We start from the raw sequence: 20,881 nt of genomic DNA on the forward strand, positions 1-20,881 counted from the left end.
ATTTTTTTATTTATTCTTTATTTTTAAATACTATAAAAGCACCTAAAAGCGAGACAACAACGCCCATAGCAGTAACAATCAAAGCGCCATGAGCAGCAATGATACCCAATACTAGTATCATAACCCCTGTTAGTCCAACGCCTATTCCAATCACGCGTCCTCCTTTTTTATTACTTCCATCCGAAGCATCGTCGTAGACATTTTCGCCAACATTCATTTTTTCGATATACATCTCATAAGAAGAATTGGATTGCTTACTGAAGTAAAAATAACATTCAGACAACAACATCAAAGTCATGGGTACGCTCACGCCAACAATCATTTCCATACTACGACTCAAGGTCAAATCGATTAATTGAGGTGCTATAAATTTGAAAAATCCTGTGATAGACAAAGACAAAATAGTCACTGATAGCATACTTGTACCTGTTTGTTTTTTCGAAAAAATGGTCCACAAGGGTGGTAAAAACATCGCGCCACCAGTAACTGCCGCCAAGCTCAAAACAAAGTTGACCACACCGCCCAATAACCTATCGTGTGGACACATTTCTACTTATTGTCCATCCTTCCATTGCGGCTTTAAAATATTTCAGACCAATCCATAATGTTGTAATGCCTGGATGTCTTTTGCTTTCATAGCCCTTCCAACCACCAAGTCTAGCAATGACCCATACGTATCGTTTTAAATCTTTTTGTTTATATGGGTTTTTCTGCTTCTCTGTTTTACCTTCTAAATGATCTATTTGATGTTCTAAAAACTCTTCTTCCTCTTCTGTAAAACAACTGTTAGAACTTATTTCTAATTCTGGCTCAGCATATGCAAGTCGCATCAAAAACAGCTTTATAACTACTTCCATAATCAATAAACTTAATTTTCTTACTGATGATGCATACTCTAATTCCGAAGCTTCAATATTAAAACCTTCCTTTTTTAGTATTTTAAAAACCTCTTCGATTGTCCACCTCCAACTATACCACTCTATGCAGTTTTTTGCAATTTCAACATTTTCGACATTCATCGTGGTTAGTAGTCTCCAACATATTTTATCCTTGCCAGTATATCCTGTTTCAGAAGCTTCAATAAAGAATAATTTTAAACTTGAAGCTATTGCTTTACTTACATTTGTAGGTCTGTTTAATTCAACTTCTTTATACCTAATTTCAATGGTAGCTGTTCGTTTTTTTCTTTTAGTCTTTGCGCAAGAATCAACTTCAATTTGATAAGATCCTTGTGCGGGCTCAGTCTCTAGATTACTAAATAAACTAGTCTTGTCTTTTAATTTTCTGTCTGTTCTTGCCCTTACTAAAAGTTCAGTAGTTGCATTGGGAATTGTAGCAAACTGCTCATAAATATCACCTTCTCTATCTTGTACTATTACCATCGCTGGTACAAAATCTTTTAAGGAAGCTTGAGTATTTTTAGACACCTCAAGCCATTTATAAGATTCTTTTTCTTCAATTGGTAGTTTACTGTATCCCCTTTCAAACTTAGAAGTAAATTTCAAGGGTCTATTCCACACTTTTATTGCTGCATATCCATAAGGAGTACCATTTTGAGCATCTAAAACTAAGCTCGGATGAATAAAAAATCCTAAACCTTGACTGTTTTTTGCATTGGTGGTTCCAATGAAATCGTCCTTGGTTATCCTCCTGCTATGACTACTTAAATTTATTTCGGTAGTATCTTGTATACAAATAACATATTTACCTTTACAGGCTTTTTTGCAATTTGATGCTAAATTCATAATTATATCATCTTCACTTACTCGCTCATTTTGTAAAAAACGATACATCCCTTTAGCATCAGCATCTGTTGTACTAATTTGTCTTATCGAATGAAGGCCCTTTCTAAATAAATCAGATAAAATCTTATTACCTCGATACAACAATCGCATATCATCTAAATCGCTGAAATCTCTACGCATCTCTTTTTTAAGTAAAAATAATAAAAAGATGTGTCCACACGATAGCCCAATAACGGAACGACCAAAGCCACACCAATAGTAATCAATCCTAAAACCACGGTCGATAATTTCCCCACACGCATGAGTTCGACATCATTTGCCTCGGGTTTAAAGTGTTTGTATAAGTCGTTGGTAAAGACACCAGCTGCAATATTTAAAGTTGTATTTACAGAACTAGAGGTTGCAAAAATCATCCCAACGAGCATTAAACCTAACATTCCGGCTGGCAAAACCTCTTTACACATCAATAAGTAAGCGCCTTCTGTTTCTAATCCTTGTAAATTAGGGTTTACAACATGATAAATCATTGGCGGTAACATCCACAACAACGGACTCACCGTATACAAAGCCCCAAACAACCAGCCCACTTTTTGCGCATCTTTTGGAGTGGCTACCGAAGTGTACCGTTGTACATAGGCCCAATTCCCTGCAAGAAAGAATAAATTGTAAAATCCAAAAGCAATGATAAAAGAAAGCGAATATTCTTGGTTTAATAGGTCAAAAAAGTGTTCTGGAGATTTTTCGATAAAAGTACTTACTCCACCAACTTTATTAAATGCAAGTGGCACAATAATAATTACAACGGCTGTCAAAACCACAAATTGCAGAACATCGGTCACAATTACTGCCCATAATCCACCCACTGCGGTGTAGATTAATATTAAAATTCCCAAACTGATAATACTGGTCGTAATCGGGATTCCGGTGGAGACTTCTAGGATTTTGGCAACGGGATATAAAAAAGCACCAGTTGTAAATAAGGATATTAACAGAAATAAATAGGTATATACTTTTTGAATTTTATACCCAAAACGATTGGTGATGTATTCTGCTACGGTAAGCGAATTGGTTTTGCGCCATTTTGGTGCAATATACATCCCGATGATAAAACCCGCAACGGCCATTGTCCATTGGATACTCACGGCCACCCAACCACTTTTGTAAGCGATAGAACCCCAAACGACAAAGGTTCCTGCAGAGAAAAAACTCATAAATAGAGAAAGTCCACTCATCCACCAAGGCAAAGCACCACCAGCGGCAAAATAGGATTTCATGTTTTTTCCTGTTTTAGAAAAGGCCAATCCGCATATAAAAATCAAGAGCGAGAATAGGATTATTACCCAAATATCAATGTTTTTCATACTATTTAAATCAATTTTTACTAAAAGTACCATAGATTTTAGAACTATAACTTTTTTTTTTCGAAAGGAGTACCGAGAACGTTACCGAAATATAAATTAAGTTCCGAGAACGTTACCGAAAAATTTGTATCTTGCCCTTAATTTATTTAGCATTCTATTTGAAAAGTCAAATTAAGCGTTATGAAATACATTACTATTAAAGATATAGCCAAAAAATTGAAGATTTCGGTTTCTACCGTCTCCCGAGCCTTCAATGACAAAGCCGATATTAATGCTACAACCAAAGATTTGGTTTTAAAGACGGCAAAAGAACTTGGATACCGCCCCAACCCTATTGCCAAAAAATTAATGCAACAACGTTCGTACACCATCGGAATTATTGTTCCCGAATTTGTGAATGCATTTTTCCCAAAAGTGATTATTGGAGTGCAAGAAATTGCTTTGAAGAAAGGCTACCAAGTTTTGATTGCCCAATCTAATGAATGTTATGAAACCGAATTAAAAAACATAAAAACGCTGGAAGACAGTATGGTTGACGGACTGATTATTTCCCTTTCGAGCGAAAGTAAAAATACCGAATATTACCAAGACCTTATTCGGTCGGGATTTCCTATTGTGTTTTTTAATCGGGTGAATAATCAATTGAATTGTTCTAAAATTGTATTTAACGATTATAAGTGGGCATTATTTGCTACAGAACATTTAATAAATGAAGGCTACCAAAACATAGTACACCTTAAAGGAAACGAGGGCATTTCCTTATCAAATGAACGGATGCGCGGTTTTATGGATGCGCATCATAAACATAAAAGAATTTTTGATTTCGCTCAAATTATCCCGACTGGATTTACTATCAAAGATGGTCGAAGAGCGGCCTTGGAAATTATTAAAAAAGGTACTATTCCTGATGCCATTTTTGCGGCCAATGACCCCGTTGCTATTGGTGCGATGCAAGTTTTTAAAGAAAATGGATTTCAAATTCCAAATGATATTGCCTTTGTGGGCTTTACCGAATCACAAATGGCTACTATTATCGAACCGCCTTTAACTTCTGTTTCACAACCAGCGAACGAAATTGGGAAAGCGGCTGCCCAAATTTTATTAGAACAAATAGAAAGTAAAGTAAAATTTAAACCGCGAACAATTACTTTGAATGGGGAGTTGAATATTCGAGCTTCTTCTATTCGAAAAAAATAAGACATAAAAAAGGCGGCACATTTTGCAATGTAACCGCCTTTTCAAACTAACTCAAACTAACTTAAACTAAAAACAATTATGGTCTTAAATTCAATTTTTTCACTGTAATATCGTCCATATAAACTGTTACAGGAGTTGTTCCCCCTATATTATTTCTGGTTCTGAATACAAGTTTACCCGTTCCATTTGGGATCACTACGTTTACTTTTCCGTAAACCCATTGATTAGTTGGAGAACTTGAATTAAATGTAGCAAATTCTAATGCTGGATCTACTTGAGTTGCTCCACTTATTATAAATGTTCTCATTTCAACAGAACTAGTTCCAAAAGTATTAGTCGAAGGAAGGTACGTCCACGCTCCCACTTCGTATGTTCCTCCAGCTACTACAGGAAAGGTAATATCCCCAACATCAGTTCCGTCACTGGTATTCAACAAAGCAGCTACACCACCGTTTTTAACCGTTAGTTTTAATGACTTATTTCCTGAATGTACTTGCTCTGTAGAGTACAAATAACTACTATTGGCTGCTGTACACGGACCACAAAAAGTGATGTTTTGTCTCCAGTTAGTACTTGCAATTCCTATTGTCTCATAACTATAGTCATAATTTGTTCCTATTAATACATTCACACCACTAGCAGCTGCTTCTCTTGCTGAAAAAGTAGCAGAAAAAACACCATCACTTGTTACTAATGAATTTATTCCTGAGTAAGAAACAAAAGCCTTATCATCATCATAAACGGTACGACCGTTCAAAGTAATAATAAGTATGTTCGTATCTACTGCATCACGGGTAACAGAAGCGATTGTAGATGAAAGACTCGCATTATTCTTATCTGTTAACGTAACCGAGAACTCATTCGCTTTAATTGAAACGGGATCAATTTCTCTACTAAAAACAAGAGAAATTTTACCATCTTTCTTTTTAACTTCAAGAAGCGTTACTGGAGCAGTAGAAGGGATAATTGTAATTAAATCTGAAAAAGTTGTTTTTTCTTCGCCAAATGGTCTAGCCGTATTAGCTAGAAGGTCAAAATTATAATTCCCTACTTTATTATATCGAACATCTAAAGTTCTTTTATCATTAGATAAAGTTACCACTGTAGCACCTGTAGTCCAAGTAAAACTTGCTGGAGCACCTTCTGCAGATTCTACTACATATCGAACAACACTTCCTGCCGTAACTTGATTCTTCGCACCATTACTCAAATTTAAAGCAGCTCCCAAAGTACCATTTGTATTCAAAACATTCGCTTTTAGAACCGTTTTAATCTGAGGAAGAACAGTAACCTTAAAAATGGTATCTAACTCTTTCCCTTTGGCAGTATTTTCTAATACTGTGAAGGCATTATCGCTAAAAACTTGTTGTAATCTAACATCATGCACACCAACCGCATTGAATATTGCTTTGACATTTGCAGCAGTTGAAGTAACGTCATTATCTGAATCAACAATATCAGCAACTCCAGTTGGTAAAGTCCACAATCTAGATACTACTCCTGAAGAAAGGTCTCCAAGAGTAATACTAGTTCCTACTCTAATAGTATTTGCAAAATTCATTTGTGAGGTTGCGATTACTCTACTATTAGCCTCATTTAAATTGATTGTATCGTATATGTCACTACAAGAATGCAAACCAAATATGGCAATGCAAACCGCTATAACTATTTTGAAATTTGTTTTCATATCTTTTATTTTATAAAAATTATTTATAACCCTTTATTTGATTGCAATTCAGTTGCAGGAATCGGGAAATAGTCATGAAATGAAGACTGATAATTTGCCACAGCTGTTAATGCTAATAAATTAACCGACCCCTCAATTGTCAATGGTGCTTTCCCTACAATGGTAGCAAAATTATCTCTTCTCCAACTCAAGTTAGATCCCAGAGTTGTAAACACATCTTTTACAATTCCCCAACGTACTAAATCCTTCCAACGATGTCCTTCAAAACATAGTTCCAATGGTCTTTCCACCATTTGAAGATGCGTCATTAAATTTTGTTTTGTAGGAGCCACCATAGGTTGAGTTATATACCTTTGTTTACTAATATTAAGTTGAGGAAACGTATTGCTGTTAGCGGCTAAATATTGTTTTAAAGTTTTAACCCCAGCTCTTTCTCTCACCAAATCAATATATTTTATTGATTCTGCAATAGGATCAGATACACCAGCAGGTAGCGTACTTGCATTTAATACAGCCTCTGCATACATCAAATAAACATCTGCCAAACGGATATGTCTAAAATTAATACCACTACGATTTAATGCTATTTCAGCCGTTCCTTGATACCAGTTGGTATATTTTTTTACTATAGCAGTCAATCCTAAACCTCTGTAAGTATGTACTTGAGTATTGGTATTGGTTACACCAAAATAGGTTCCTTCAAAATCTTTTGGAGCTATAGAAGCGGTAAGTCTTTTAGACTGCTTGTTGGTAACTCCTCCAACAGGTGCATTCACAGCATTATTGGTGTCTACTTCGTCACTTAAAAATAATTCATGTAAATAATAATTGGAGATAACCGTATTAAAGCCTCCAAATCCTCCGATGGATGCATATTGTGAACCAACAGCATTTGCCTCAGCACCTGATGCAAATGGAGTATCATCAACATTGTTTCCACTAGCACCTGGACTTGCTGTAGAACTATAAGCTACTTCAAGAATTGATTCTGAGTTAAATTCATTTTGATCTGTAAAATTGTCTAAAATTTTAGGCGTTAAAGTATAAACATTCGAGTCAATTACTTCTTTAAAATCTGCGGCAGCAAGATCCCATTTTTTATCGTATAAATATACTTTTCCGCGTAAGGAAGTAGCTGTACCAGAAGTTACTCTTCCAATATTTAAACCTGTCCATGATGGAGGTAAATTTAGTCTAGCATAATTCAAATCTGGAATAATTATTGTATTTGTAACTTCTTCAATACTACTCAATTTTTTATTAAAATCGGTAGTAGAAACCTCTGTACGAATCACCGCTTTACCATAAGTGTGAATTAATTGAAAATAGAAAAAAGCTCTTAAACATTTAGCTTGAGCTAAAATATTTTCCTTTTCATTTGGCGCAAAAGTCGAAGTATCAACCTTTTCGATCTGACCAATTACTTGATTGGCTCTGAAAATCCCAATATATAATTCACTCCATTTACTTACCACTTGTGGACTATTATCCGTATACGTTAATTGTCTATAAATCAATGGCCTGAAAAAAGTAAAGGTATCTGCAATATCCGCTCTTACTTCTTCATCCGGCAAACCACTACCACTTATTGATTGAAATTGCAAAGCAGCATATACAGTTGTCAATGCACTATTAAACTGTGTAGGCGTTTTCCAAAATGTAGCCTCAGTTACCGAGTTAGGGTTATTTACCGTTAGAAAATCTTTCTCATCACAACTAGATAGTGATAAAATGGAGCATGTCATTATGGTAATGAACAATGCTTTTTGTTTTATTTTAAATTGTATCATTTTTTTTTAATTAGTTGTTAAAACTTAACTTGAGCTCCTAGAACGAATCTTCTAGCCACAGGATAATTTCCTTTATCAACACCTCTTGTACTTATCCCGTTACCACCTACTTCAGGATCATAACCAGTATATTTGGTAAAGGTAAAAGGATTAAATCCAGTCACATATAGCCTTACACTTCCTACCTTAACTTTATCTAATAATTCTTTAGGTAATGAATAACCAATTGTTATATTTCGAATTCTCAAATAAGTTCCATCTTCCAACCAATAATCTGATCTAGCTCTAATACTTTCAGAGGATTGACTGTTTTTAAAACTTGGAATATCAGAGTTTGGGTTTTGTGGAGACCATTGTGAAAATTGGTCTAAATGTCTTCCTTGTGTATAAGCAAAGAAACGCGCACCATTAAATAATTCAGCTCCATAGGATAAGTAAGATTGCACTGACAAATCAAAGTTTTTATATTTTAAGTCAACATTCAAACCAGCTTCAAAGGCAGCTTGACCTGAACCTGAATATACACGGTCATTTTCATCGATCTTACCATCTGCAACACCATTTGCACCACTAACATCTTTATACATCATATCTCCTTTTACAGCAGTTGGATTAATTTTTTTATACTCCGTTAATTGCTCATCCGTTTTAATTACACCATCATTTTGTAATAAGAAGAAAGCTCCCGCTTCATGACCTACAGCAAAAAAGGTAGTTTGATCGATTCCGTCTCCTAAAGAAACTGTTGGTCTACCATTTGGATAACCTCTGTCAATCCCGTTCAAATCAACAATATTATTTACGTTTTTAGTAAATGTGGATGAGATATCATATTTCAATCCATTTTTTAGCTGATTTTTATATCCTAATGCGATCTCAATACCCTTGTTTGTCATTTTACCAGCATTGATAAAAATAGGATTGTAAACAGTTTCCGCATTTGGTTGTGATGTACCCGCAGAAGGTGGTGTCTGGTATGGTAATAACATATCTTGTTTGTCATTACTATAAATATCTGCATTGAATGTCAATTTGTTTCTAAACATTGCCAAATCAATACCGATGTTTTTAGAACTACTTGTCTCCCATTTTAAATCTGGGTTGGAATATCTTCTTTGTATTAATCCAGAAGAAAGTGTTTCATTCAAACCAAATAAATAATTAACACCCGTTTCAATTTGAGTGCTTGCCGTATAAGGTTGAACGTCTTGATTTCCTAATTGTGCATAACTAGCTCTTAATTTTAGGCTTCCAACATTTTTCCCTAAAAATGAATTTTTAAAGAACTTTTCTTCAGAAATATTCCAACCTGCAGATACGGAAGGAAAAGTAGCGTAACGATTGTTTAAGAATTTTGAAGAACCATCTCTACGGATACTAGCTGAAAACAAATAACGTTCATCATAACTATATTGAAATCTACCTAATAATCCTGCCAAAGTATAAGTGTTTACAAAACTAGTTGGCGATTTAAATTGTTGACCTTGCCCAATTTCTTGGGTATCGTTTGTAGGGAAACCAATAGCACCAATTGTTAATTGCTTCGAATTAAAATCTTCATAAGAAGAAACCGCAGTTGCTGTTAGACTATGTTTTCCAAATTTTACATTATAGTTCAACATATTCTCAATCACATTTCTCTCAGTAAACGTATACTCTTCTGTAAGTTGCGCTTGAAGAGTTGATGCCGTAGCATTTAACTTTCCGTCCAATCCATAAATTAAATACGATGGAATAAAGAATTTTCTTTGATAATCATATTTATTTTTACTTAAACTTATTTTATAAGTCAACCCTTTTAAAAATTCATATTCTAAATTTACTGCAATATTTGAAGAGGATACTTTTCTTTCATCGGTGTTTTGCAATTGTTTTGCTAAAAATCCAAAATAAATAGTATTGTCAACAGGAATCGTTACCACATTATCTCCACTAATACTCAAGTCACCTAAAGGCAGTTGCCAAGGTTTTTGACCTATACTATATTCATACAAACCGAAAGGCTCTTGTTGTCTATTTTCTTCAGTCAAGCCTATAGTAGCGAATGCTTTAAATTTTCCTTTAGTAAATTGAGCATTCAGTCTAGAACTTAATCTGTCAAATCCAGAATTAATTAAAACTCCATCTTGATCGTTATAACTAGTATTAAAATTCAAAGACAAATCTTTGGTACCACCTGAGATTCCTAAATTATAATTTCTAAGAATCGCATTGTTATTCTGCACATCCTTCACAAAATTGGTGTCATAGTTCAATAACTCAGGGGTTAATATAAAATACCCCGGAAGATTACCACCATTCAATACCGGTTGTACCGTAAAATCTGCAAACAATTGTTGTTGCGTATTCATTAATGGCGTACCTGAATAAATATTTTGAATTCCAGTATAAGTAGACAAATTCACTGATACATTACCAGGTTTTCCTCTTTTGGTTGTTATTAATATTACACCATTAGATGCTCTAACACCATAAACAGCCGCAGCCGCACCATCCTTTAAAATGTCCATTGTCTCAACTTGATCAGGAGCAATGTTCGGATTTGATTCATAAGGCACACCATCAACTACATATAAAGGCTCTAATTTTCCTAACAAGGAACCTACACCACGTATTTGAATATTTGCTGCTTCTCCTGGTCGTCCACTCGCTGCTTGTACATTTACCCCAGCAACACGACCTTGAATTGCTTCACTAATATCCGAAACAGGAGCGCGATCAATAATATCAGATTTTACTTGGACTACAGCTCCAGTTACTTCTTTTACCTTTTGCTTACCATAACCAACATTGATTACTACTTCATCAAGTACTTTGGAGTCTGTAGCTAATACTATATTGATTTGGGTAGCCGAACCCACTGTTTTCTTTTGTGTTTTAAAACCAACATAAGAAAAACTTAATGCATCGGTATCTTTTGCCATAATAGCATACTTACCGTCAATATCTGAAATCACACCAATCTTAGTCCCAGAAACCAATACCGAAACTCCTGGTAATGGAAATCCCGTATCATCTTTAACTTGTCCAGACACCTTTCTTTGTGCATTCATTACACAAAAGCATAGAAGAAAAAACATTATTGGAAATGTTTTTTTCCAAAATCCATTCTTTTTTTTCATAAAAAATTTTTAAATAGGTTAATTAATTTGTCTTTAGTTGTTCTAACAATTACTCAATCAAAACCAATATATATTCCTGATATCGCAATTATTACTTCACAAAACTACATATTCAACACTAAAAGAAACTTAAAACCAACTTGATTAAAACTGTACACAACTAACATAAATGAGCTAAAGTCCCTTAAAAAACAGTTAAACTAACACAACTAGACGTGACAACAAACTATATTTTAAATATTTTATTGATGTATTAAAATGATCCCGACTTAAAACCAAATTCTGGTATTAAAAAAAACATATGTAATAAAAAAAGCTCCGACTTACTGACAGTAAATCGAAGCTTTTTGCAAATAAGGACTTTTATAGGGATCAAAAATCAGCTATGAATTCATTCAAATTATCATTCCTTTCCAATTTGAATTTCTTGCGAAGTCGATAACGAGAGGTATGGACGCTTTCAAATGAAATACCTAAAAGTGAAGCCATATCTTTACTAGAAAAATTTAATTTTATAAGCGCGCAGATCTTTAAATCAGTTTGCCCTAAATCTGGATACTTCTCTTTTAGATTGGTATAAAAACTTTGATTGACAGCGGTAAATCGAGCTTCAAATTCTTTCCAGTTACTACTAGGTGATCCTTGAATTGTTTTTAGCATTTTGTTGATTGTTCGCACATCAACATCTTTATCATCAGTCAAATTAAGTTTTAACCTTTCTATAAACTCATCTTTCTCTATTAATTGTAAAGCAGAACTAGTTAGTTCCTTATTCTTTAATTCCAAAATAGCTTTGCTCCTCACTAGCTCCATTTCCTGCTTCTCAGCTATAGATTTTTTCTCTGCCTTATGCTTTCTCCTGATGCTTCTTACAAACAAATATCCATATAAAACTAATGAGAGTATTATTATAGTATATAAGATGGATTTCAAGAACCACACTTTTTCTTCACTTTCTAATTGCTCAATACGTTGCTTGTTTAAAATCTCTTGTTCCTTTTGTTTTTGAACCCTATATTTATCATTAATCTCAAACAAATGTTGACTATTTTTACTCCCTTTCCCAAAAACTTCCGCATTTAATTGGCTAGCTAAGTTAGAATGCTGGTAAGCTTTTTGGAAATTTCCAGTTTTTGCATACGTTTTAGACAAAGCCTCATGATCCATGATGATATAATTCTCATGGCTGTGATATTTCCCAGAGAAAGTCAACGATTTTTCATAATACAATATACTTTGACTTACATCACCTTTTAGTCGGTGTACTTCAGCAATCAAATAGTTAATAATGATTAAATACGATGGATCGTTTTTTTCAAAATACAGATTGGATTCTTGTAAACCCTCCAAAGCTGAATCATATTTTTTATCAACTGCCTTCAAAAAAGCCGCTTCGACTCGCACGAAATAATTTTTATCCCCTCTATTAAGTTTATTGTGTATAATTTGACAACTATCCAAATATATTTTTGATTTTACATAATCCCCATTAACACGATATAAATTCAAAATAGAAAAATAATCTTGAATCATTAATTCAAATTTCTTCACTTCCCCTAAGCCTTTATTATTCTTAGTAAGATTTAATGAATTATTGTAATAACGGAGTGCTTCCATATCCCTATCATAGTAACTAAACAACCAACCTAAACCTTGGTAAATCATCGCTTTCGAATAATCATCTTTGGAAGCATCCGCTAAAAAAAGTGCTTTCCAATAGCCATCATAAGCTTTACCATAATCTAATCTGTGGGCGTACAAGTCGGACATATCACGTAAGTTTAAAATAATATTTACGGTGTCCTTATTTTCAGTATTGTATTCGATACTTTTTTTATAATGATAAATAGCCCCTTTATAATTAGTATATTTAATTTCATTTGCCTTCTCTAGGTAAGGATTGGTAGCACTATGCTCCTGACTGTAAAAATGAAAAGACGTAAATAAAAAGACTGTCAATAGAATAAACTTTGTATTTGTTGAAATACAAAATTTATTCAAAAACTTATAAAAAGTATTTCTATTCATATTAAATAATATTTAGTTGGTTTGGAATTTGGTTTATAAATAGTCAATGATTTTGAACCGAACGATACGATAACAATTCTAAGAGAGTACAATATAGTTACAGTCTAGTTAATAAAAGCAAAAAATTGCCAAAAAACACCAATGTTCAGTTTATGTCTAGTCGATATTAAAAACCAAGAACCATATTTATAAGATATTTGTATCACAGAAATATTCGCATTAATTATGATACACAATTTCATATTTACTATTTTAAAATCCTTTTTTATATCAAAATCTCAGTTATAAACATAATAATCAATTTGACATAAACTCCTTTTTACTAGAAACTTTAAGTTTATCTGGAACAAAATTATAATAAGCTCAGTTCGTTTAGGAACATAAAAAACAATTAATGATTCAGTTTAGAACTCCTTTTTAAACATATAAAAACAATCATTAAGAACTAAACATTAGACCCAACAATTACAAATTATATACTTATCATCATGAAGAAAAAAAAGTCCAAATATTCCGTAAAAAAAATAGTCCAGCTCGGTATTCTTAATTTAATTACCGTTTGTGCTTGTGCTCAAAATAACACTCAAGACTTTAATTTTGATTGGAATTTCAAATTAGAAAATTCTAGTCAAAGTAATTGGAAAAATGTAAACCTCCCACATGATTGGAGTGTTGGTTTTTCTTTTGACTCTATAAAAGGAGAAGGTGCAACAGGATATCTTTTAGGAGGTATTGGTTGGTACAAAAAAGATTTTAAAGTAAAACCTAGCAAAAATGAAACTACCTATATTCTATTTGACGGAGTTTATAATAACAGTACTTTGTGGCTAAATGATAAAAAATTAGGCGAACACCCATACGGATATTCACCATTTTTTTATGATTTAAGTGCTTATTTAAACAATAACAGCAATCAAATTAAGGTAAAAGTAGACCATTCAAGATATGTAGATAGCCGCTGGTACACTGGATCTGGTATTTACAGAAATGTAAAGTTAGTAACCAAAAACAACCTACATATTCCTATTTGGGGAACTTATATCACAACTCCACAAGTGTCTTTGCAAGAAAGCAAAGTTCACTTAGAAGTTAAGGTTAAAAACAACTTTGATAAGGATGAGACTTTTGACATCATCACAACAATACTTGATGGTAAAGGGCAAAAAGTAGCCGAGCAAAGCACAAAAGGAAAAGTTAGTTCCAAGAAAGAAACAAAATTCAACATCGATACCACTGTAAAAAATCCAAAATTATGGGATGTAGTGAGTCCTAGTATGTACACGGCACAATTTAAAATTGTACAAAACGGAAAAACAGTCGATGAGAATCAGACTAAATTTGGAATCCGAACTATCAAATTTGATGCGAATACTGGTTTTTACCTAAATGGTCAAAACATGAAAATCAAAGGGGTTTGTTTGCATCATGACGCTGGTCTTGTAGGAGCTGCTGTACCAGAAGGAGTTTGGAGAAGACGCTTTGAAAAACTTAAGGAAGCTGGAGTAAACGCAATCAGAATCTCTCACAATCCAGGTTCAGATGAATTTATTTCGCTTTGTGACGAAATGGGAATAATGGTTCAAGATGAGTTTTTTGATGAATGGGACAATCCAAAAGACAAGCGTAAAAACATGAAAGAACAATCAGTAGACGCTATTACCCGCGGATACGGTGAACATTTTCAAGAATGGGCAGAACGTGATTTAAAAAATACCATGTTAGCACATAGAAACCACCCAAGCATCATCCAATGGAGTATTGGAAATGAAATTGAATGGACATACGAACGAAATGCAAAAGCCACTGGTTTCTTTGATAATATGGATTGGAGCGGAAATTATTTCTGGTCGCTACCTCCTAATTCCATTGAGACAATAAAGGAAAACTTACGCTCACTACCTAGGGAGAAATACGATATTGGTGAAACTGCTAAGAAACTAGCAAAGTGGACTAAGGAAATGGACACCACTAGATATGTAATTGCCAACTGTATCCTTCCCTCATCAAGCTACGAATCTGGATATGCAGATGCATTAGACATGATTGGTTACAGCTACCGCAGAGTAGTTTACGATTATGGACATAAAAACTATCCTAAATTACCAATAATGGGTACTGAAAATGTAGCACAATGGCACGAATGGAAAGCCATTATGGAACGCCCATTTATTTCGGGGACGTATTTATGGACAGGTATTGATTATTTGGGCGAAGCCAATAAACAATGGCCTAAAAAAGGAATAGATAGTGGAATATTGGATTATGCTGGTTTCGAAAAACCATCCTACCACATGATGAAATCATTATGGAATGATGCTCCTGAATTATATATTGCCACACAAAGACTGGAAAAATCAATCTATAAAATTAATGAACAAACAGGAGAGCCTGTAGAAAAAAAGAAAAATGGATGGGAAACTGCGCTTTGGGTTTGGCATGATGTCAACGAACATTGGGAGTACCAATCTGGAGACAAGACAATTGTCGAAATCTACTCGAATTGTGATGAAGTCGAATTGTTTTTGAATGATAAATCATTAGGAAAGAAAAGACTAATCGATTTTGATGATCGTATTTATAAATGGGCCGTTCCTTTTCAAGCTGGAAAGTTAACTGCAAGAGGAACAAAATCAGGTAAGACGATCTCATCGGAAAGAGTTACTCCTACAGAGGCTTACCGTGTTCAATTGACAACAGACAAAACTAGCCTTTCCGCAGATGGATATGATGTAGCACATATCGTAGCACAAGTAGTTGATAAAGACAATAACCCTGTAAAAACAGTGAATCCAACAATCACATTTTCGATTGATGGAAACGTAAAAATACTTGGAGTAGATAATGGAGCAGTCGATAATGTTCAGGATTTTCAATCAAATACTATAACCACTTCAAAAGGAAGATGTTTGCTTATTGTTCAATCGAAAAAAGGAGCAAAAGTAGATGCTACCGTTCAAATTGAAAAAGTTGTTCTTGAAAACAATAAAATAAATTTCACAGAAAAAACTAATTTCACCAGTAAAATCAAATTAACTAGTAAAAATTAAGTAATATTGTAATACTAATCAAACTTCAATTATGAATACAATTAAGAAAAGTGTCTTTGGACTACTCACAATTGGAATGACACTATCGGCAGTAGGTCAATCTGTAGAATGTAAAAAAGAGGAAGAAAAACAGCTAAAGGCTGATGCCATAAAATATAAAGATAAACTAGGTATTATGGATGTAAATCACTTAAGTGCAGCATCCAAAAGAGCACTAAAGTGGCCTAAAGATTTAGGTAACGAATGGTTTATCGAATTTGGTGGCTTACAACCCCTAAAAGGTGATTTAGCCTACGAAGAAGGTGTCGTTAGAAGAGATCCTAGTGCTATTATCCAAGAAAACGGAAAATACTATGTTTGGTACACTAAAAGTACTGGTCCAACACAGGGATTTGGTGGCGATATGGCGAACGAAAAAGTTTTTCCTTGGGATCGTTGCGATATTTGGTATGCAACTTCGCAAGATGGTTGGACTTGGAAAGAAGAAGGAATTGCAATTCCTAGAGGAAAAAAAGGTTCTTATGACGACCGTTCTGTTTTTACAGTTGAAATCATGAAATGGGATGGTAAATATTACCTGTGCTACCAAACAGTTGAAGGAATCTACAATGTACGTGTTCAAGAAAAAGTAGGTATGGCTTGGTCTAATTCACCAAACGGTCCTTGGGAAAAATTGGATGCTCCCGTAATTGCACCTGCTCAAAATGGTGTATGGAAAGGTACAGAAGACAATCGTTTCATGGTCGAGAAAAAAGGAGATTTTGACAGCCATAAAACACATGACCCATGTATATTGCCTTTTAAAGGGAAATTTTATTTGTATTACAAAGGAGAGCAAATGGGTGAAGAAATGACTTTTGGTGGTCGCCAAATCCGTCATGGTGTTGCCATAGCAGATAACCCACTTGGACCTTATGTTAAGTCCCCATATAACCCTATCAGTAATAGTGGACACGAAATTTGCGTTTGGCCTTACAACGGCGGAATCGCTTCGTTAATCACAACCGACGGACCTGAAAAAAATACCATTCAATGGTCTCCTGATGGAATTAATTTCGAAATAAAAGCTTCTATCAAAGATGCACCCCATGCAATTGGATTGAACAGAACAGCAGATAATGAAAAAGAGCCAACTGAGATTTTGAGATGGGGATTAACGCATATTTACAATAACTGGAATTACCAAAGCATCATGCGTTTCTCTTCTGAAAGAAAAACAACGCACGTTGCTGCTGGTGAAAAATCAGTAAACGGAAAAACAGAGAAAGCAGAGAACATGCATAAATAGAATAATTCAATTATTCACCAATAACTCCTCTTTTTGGATATACTTTAAAAGTAAATTCAAAAAGAGGAGTTATCTTTTAGGGAAGTGTAGTGATGCAGTATTGTTTTTAACAACATGAATCAATCCATACCTTTAATGTTAAAAAAAAAAAAAACATAAACCACTAACAAAAAAACAACTTAAAAACAGTTTCCGCTTTATTGTTTAGTTTATATCTAGTTGCTTTTTATCACAATCATAGCTACTTAAACTACATTTGTATGTACTAATATGTATTAACACCAATACCACCAAACTATGAAATTTTTCAAAACACTAATGTTCATTACTTTTTCTATTGTCATAGCGGCTGCATGTACAAAAGACGAAGCACCAGCGCCGACTCCCAAAGCTACTTCCATTAGCACCAAGACTCCTGTGGGCGCAACTTTATATTCTGAAATTGAAACAGGAGGAACCATTACTTTAGGAAATGACAATTTAACAATTACCGAAAGAGGAATCTGCTGGGGAGAAACCACCAACCCAACTACAGCAACCAATAAAAAAATAACTACTAGTAATTCCAATACATTTGATCTCACTTTGACAGGATTAAAAGAAAACCAAATCTATTACCTAAAAGCCTATTTTGTAGCTGGTTCCGTAACTTTTTATGGTGATCAAAAACAACTTACAACTGCCAAAAAACCAAGCGAAGTTAGTTTTCTACCAAGTGCTGGAAACAATAAAAGCTGGGTTATTCAACCTGTTTTCTCCAATGAGTTTAATTATGATGGAAAAACAGCCGATTTTACCACCAATTGGCAAGACCGTTTCTTCAATGGATGGACAGGAGCTCTTCCAACTGTATATTCTGCTTCTCAATCAACCATTACTGGTGGCGAATTAGTCTACAAAGCTACCATAGAAAAAAAATCAACTGGAGATATAATTCGAACTGGAATAGTTACGTCTAAAACTAAAGTCGGTTATCCAATGTATATGGAAGCACGAGTGAAAATTAGCGAATCTTCATTAGCTTCAGCTGTTTGGATGCTCAGCGAAGACTCAACTCAGGAAATTGACAATCTAGAAGCTTATGGCGATAAAACGAATGATTACTACTCCAAACGTTTACACTTAAGTCATCATGTCTTCATAAGAACACCATTTCAGGATTACCAGCCATCTGGTTTGGAAACCTATTATGCTGATGGCAAGGGAACACAATGGGCAAACGATTACCATAATTATGGAGTATTATGGTTAGATCCTTTTACATTAAAATATTATGTAGATGGTGTACTAGTAAGAACAACGCCAATCAACCAAATTGACCCTAATAATTATGCTGGTGGAACTGGACTTACCAAGGATATGTATTTAATTATTTCGGCCGCATCCCAACCCTGGAGACAATCACAAGGCATAAATTACTTTACTGATCCATCCGTGTTGGATGATGCTCGATCAACCATGCGCGTAGACTGGATTAGAGTTTATAAACCAGAATAGAGGATACATAAACTAGTTAAAATCAAACTTATTTTATAAATATATTTTTTTTTCAAAGTCAAATAAATAAAACTATTTTTGCACACTATCTAGTACACAATCAAATGACTCAAGAAAAAGAAGATTTAAAATCAAACTATAACGTTCCAAATTTAGAAAGAGGATTACAAATCATAGAATTATTAGCAATGCACCCAAAAGGACTTACTTTGTCTGAAATCCTTCAGACTTTGGACGTAACCAAATCTAGTGCCTTTCGTATAACCAATACTTTGATTTTTAAAAACTATCTTCAAAAGAACGAAACCACCAAAAAAATCACGCTTTCGAGAAAGATGTTAACCTTGGGGATTTCTTCAATGAATGAGCAAAGTATTGTCGAATTGTCGATTGATATCATGAGAGCGTTACGTGACGAGTTGAAAGAATCAGTAATGCTGGGCGTAGTTCTTGGTAATAGCGGTACTATCTTAGAACAAGTCTCCTCCTCCTATCCTGTAAAACTTTTTGTTGAATTGGGAACGCGTTTCCATTTGCACAGCTCGGTTGGTGGAAAATCAATTTTAGCCTTTCTTCCAGACGAAGAAGTAGATGCCATTTTGAGTTCGGTTAAATTTGAAAAATTCACCAAGAATACCATTACTTCCAAAAAAGAATTTAAAGAACAATTAAAATCTGTTCGAGAATTAGGATATGCCATTGATAACGGCGAAGATATTCAAGGAATCCATTGCATTGGCGCTCCTGTTTTTAATGAGCAAGGTAGTCCTGTTGCCTGTCTTTGGATAACAGCTCCTCATGGTCGGTTACCCCATTCGGAATTTGAGGAAAAAGGAAAGATAATCGCTAAGTATGCTTTAGAAATATCTACTAAACTTGGTTATATCGAAAGGTAAACAACTACAAACCAATTAGTAAAAAGTACCTAAGATTTTTAGGTACTTTTTTTATTTCCTTTTTTTATTAACGAAACTTGTTTCAAATGTGAATAAAAAATCACTTTTAAAGTAAGTTACTTTCGTTCATAAGTCTTATATTTGTTCAAATAAGAAACAAGTTTACTATTTGAAACAAATATAAAGATGAAAGCAACTATTTATGAAGGGAATAAAACCTTCACTGTAATTAACAAAGAAATTGAAAATCCAGCAAATGGAGAAGTACGAATCAAAGTAGCCTACGTAGGTGTATGTGGAACTGACGTGCATATCTACCACGGAATGATGGACAAACGTGTGAGTATTCCAGAAACTATTGGACACGAAATGTCTGGTACGATTGATGCTGTAGGTGAAGGCGTAACAGGATATGCTGTTGGAGACAAAGTTGTTGTCCGCCCTTTGGATGACCGCAAAGCAAAAGCATCTGATAAAGGATTTAATCACATTTGTGAGGAATTAAAATTCATCGGAATCGATAGCCCAGGTGCTATGCAAGAATACTGGAATGTTCCAGCTTTTACACTTCACAAATTAAAAGACAATACCGACTTAAAATTAGCTGCTTTAATTGAGCCTCTTTCTGTTGCAACTCACGATGTACGTCGTAGTGGCTTGGTAAAAGGTGAAACTGCTGTGGTTTTAGGTGGTGGTCCAATCGGTTTATTAGTCGCTATGGTTGCCAAAGATGCTGGAGCACAGGTTATCATCTCTGAAGTTAACGAAAACCGTATTGCAAAAGCTAAAGAATTAGGTTTTGATGCTGTAAACCCTATCAAAATTGACTTAGTTGAATATGTAAAAGGAAAAACAGAAGGTCGTAAAGCCGATGTTGTTTTTGAAGTTGCAGGTGTTCAACCAGCACTTGACATTATGTGTGAAGTAGCAGGAATTCGTGGTAGAATCTTAATGGTAGCAATACACGGAGAGAAAAAACCAGTGGATTTATTCAAATTTTTCTGGAAAGAATTAAGCTTAATCGGTGCGCGAGTGTACGAAAAAGAAGATTACGAAAAAGCAATCGAATTAATCACAGCAAACGAATTGCCTTTCGAACAAATGATTACAGACGTTCAGCCTTTATCCAACATCCAACAAGTTTTTGAAAACATTGACAAAAACCCAGAAGGATTGAAAGTATTGATGGATTGTCAACTTTAAAAAAAAATAAAAAGTAAAAT

General features: G+C 34.3%; 13 protein-coding genes. 6 read left to right on the forward strand and 7 right to left on the reverse strand.

Annotated features, from left to right (window positions below; translation table 11 throughout):
- Nucleotides 1-10 precede the first annotated feature (10 nt).
- From FFWV33_RS14645 to FFWV33_RS14655, 3 genes are read right to left on the reverse strand one after another with little or no spacing between them, the layout of a single operon-like run.
- A complete protein-coding gene (locus tag FFWV33_RS14645) occupies nt 11-547 on the reverse strand; it encodes a hypothetical protein (RefSeq protein WP_108741597.1) in 537 nt (178 codons plus the stop codon).
- Nucleotides 531-1,925, reverse strand: coding sequence for an IS4 family transposase (locus FFWV33_RS14650; RefSeq protein WP_108741598.1), 1,395 nt, complete (start codon nt 1,923-1,925; stop codon nt 531-533). The genes FFWV33_RS14645 and FFWV33_RS14650 overlap by 17 nt, the downstream gene beginning before the upstream one ends.
- A complete protein-coding gene (locus FFWV33_RS14655; protein WP_108742568.1) occupies nt 1,901-3,106 on the reverse strand; it encodes a sodium:solute symporter family protein in 1,206 nt (401 codons plus the stop codon). Before FFWV33_RS14655 ends, FFWV33_RS14650 begins: the two co-directional genes overlap by 25 nt.
- A 180-nt stretch (nt 3,107-3,286) precedes the next feature.
- Between FFWV33_RS14655 and FFWV33_RS14660 the strand changes: the two genes are divergently transcribed.
- Nucleotides 3,287-4,303, forward strand: coding sequence for a LacI family DNA-binding transcriptional regulator (locus FFWV33_RS14660; RefSeq protein WP_108741599.1), 1,017 nt, complete (start codon nt 3,287-3,289; stop codon nt 4,301-4,303).
- 76 nt (nt 4,304-4,379) lie between these two features.
- Here the strand turns inward: FFWV33_RS14660 and FFWV33_RS14665 are convergent, their stop codons facing one another.
- From FFWV33_RS14665 to FFWV33_RS14680, 4 genes are all read right to left on the reverse strand, one after another.
- Nucleotides 4,380-5,990 (reverse strand): hypothetical protein, encoded by a 1,611-nt coding sequence (locus FFWV33_RS14665; protein WP_108741600.1) that lies wholly within the window; start codon nt 5,988-5,990, stop codon nt 4,380-4,382.
- 23 nt (nt 5,991-6,013) lie between these two features.
- The gene (locus FFWV33_RS14670; RefSeq protein ID WP_108741601.1) at nt 6,014-7,780 is read right to left on the reverse strand and encodes a RagB/SusD family nutrient uptake outer membrane protein; all 1,767 of its coding nucleotides are present in this window, start codon (nt 7,778-7,780) and stop codon (nt 6,014-6,016) included.
- A 17-nt stretch (nt 7,781-7,797) separates the two neighbouring features.
- Entirely contained in the window at nt 7,798-10,833 is a 3,036-nt protein-coding gene (locus FFWV33_RS14675; RefSeq protein ID WP_245891527.1) for a SusC/RagA family TonB-linked outer membrane protein, read from the reverse strand.
- A 441-nt stretch (nt 10,834-11,274) separates the two neighbouring features.
- Entirely contained in the window at nt 11,275-12,930 is a 1,656-nt protein-coding gene (locus FFWV33_RS14680; RefSeq protein WP_108741603.1) for a helix-turn-helix transcriptional regulator, read from the reverse strand.
- Nucleotides 12,931-13,418: 488 nt separating this feature from the next.
- On the opposite strand from FFWV33_RS14680, the gene FFWV33_RS14685 reads away from it, so the two are divergent.
- The 5 genes from FFWV33_RS14685 (at nt 13,419) to FFWV33_RS14705 (ending at nt 20,861) form a co-directional block, all read left to right on the forward strand.
- Nucleotides 13,419-15,977: a glycoside hydrolase family 2 TIM barrel-domain containing protein gene (locus tag FFWV33_RS14685; protein ID WP_108741604.1), complete on the forward strand. Its 2,559-nt coding sequence runs from the start codon at nt 13,419-13,421 to the stop codon at nt 15,975-15,977.
- A gap of 31 nt (nt 15,978-16,008) precedes the next feature.
- A complete protein-coding gene (locus FFWV33_RS14690; RefSeq protein WP_159086036.1) occupies nt 16,009-17,265 on the forward strand; it encodes a glycoside hydrolase family 117 protein in 1,257 nt (418 codons plus the stop codon).
- 297 nt (nt 17,266-17,562) lie between these two features.
- Complete coding sequence (locus tag FFWV33_RS14695) at nt 17,563-18,762, forward strand: family 16 glycosylhydrolase (RefSeq protein ID WP_108741605.1); 1,200 nt, start codon at nt 17,563-17,565, stop codon at nt 18,760-18,762.
- Nucleotides 18,763-18,866: 104 nt separating this feature from the next.
- Entirely contained in the window at nt 18,867-19,658 is a 792-nt protein-coding gene (locus FFWV33_RS14700; RefSeq protein WP_108741606.1) for an IclR family transcriptional regulator, read from the forward strand.
- Between the two features lie 186 nt (nt 19,659-19,844).
- Nucleotides 19,845-20,861, forward strand: a complete 1,017-nt coding sequence (locus FFWV33_RS14705) for a zinc-dependent alcohol dehydrogenase (RefSeq protein WP_108741607.1) — start codon at nt 19,845-19,847, stop codon at nt 20,859-20,861.
- Nucleotides 20,862-20,881 lie beyond the last annotated feature (20 nt).

Source organism: Flavobacterium faecale (assembly GCF_003076455.1).
Taxonomy (GTDB): Bacteria; Bacteroidota; Bacteroidia; order Flavobacteriales; family Flavobacteriaceae; genus Flavobacterium; species Flavobacterium faecale.

Coding starts and splice junctions, on each gene's coding strand:
- FFWV33_RS14650 (WP_108741598.1), bottom strand. CDS start 1,925: ATGCGTAGAGATTTCAGCGATTTAGATGATATGCGATTGTTGTATCGA.
- FFWV33_RS14705 (WP_108741607.1), top strand. CDS start 19,845: ATGAAAGCAACTATTTATGAAGGGAATAAAACCTTCACTGTAATTAAC.
- FFWV33_RS14675 (WP_245891527.1), bottom strand. CDS start 10,833: ATGAATGCACAAAGAAAGGTGTCTGGACAAGTTAAAGATGATACGGGA.
- FFWV33_RS14665 (WP_108741600.1), bottom strand. CDS start 5,990: ATGAAAACAAATTTCAAAATAGTTATAGCGGTTTGCATTGCCATATTT.
- FFWV33_RS14700 (WP_108741606.1), top strand. CDS start 18,867: ATGACTCAAGAAAAAGAAGATTTAAAATCAAACTATAACGTTCCAAAT.
- FFWV33_RS14680 (WP_108741603.1), bottom strand. CDS start 12,930: ATGAATAGAAATACTTTTTATAAGTTTTTGAATAAATTTTGTATTTCA.
- FFWV33_RS14695 (WP_108741605.1), top strand. CDS start 17,563: ATGAAATTTTTCAAAACACTAATGTTCATTACTTTTTCTATTGTCATA.
- FFWV33_RS14690 (WP_159086036.1), top strand. CDS start 16,009: ATGAATACAATTAAGAAAAGTGTCTTTGGACTACTCACAATTGGAATG.
- FFWV33_RS14655 (WP_108742568.1), bottom strand. CDS start 3,106: ATGAAAAACATTGATATTTGGGTAATAATCCTATTCTCGCTCTTGATT.
- FFWV33_RS14645 (WP_108741597.1), bottom strand. CDS start 547: ATGTGTCCACACGATAGGTTATTGGGCGGTGTGGTCAACTTTGTTTTG.
- FFWV33_RS14660 (WP_108741599.1), top strand. CDS start 3,287: ATGAAATACATTACTATTAAAGATATAGCCAAAAAATTGAAGATTTCG.
- FFWV33_RS14685 (WP_108741604.1), top strand. CDS start 13,419: ATGAAGAAAAAAAAGTCCAAATATTCCGTAAAAAAAATAGTCCAGCTC.
- FFWV33_RS14670 (WP_108741601.1), bottom strand. CDS start 7,780: ATGATACAATTTAAAATAAAACAAAAAGCATTGTTCATTACCATAATG.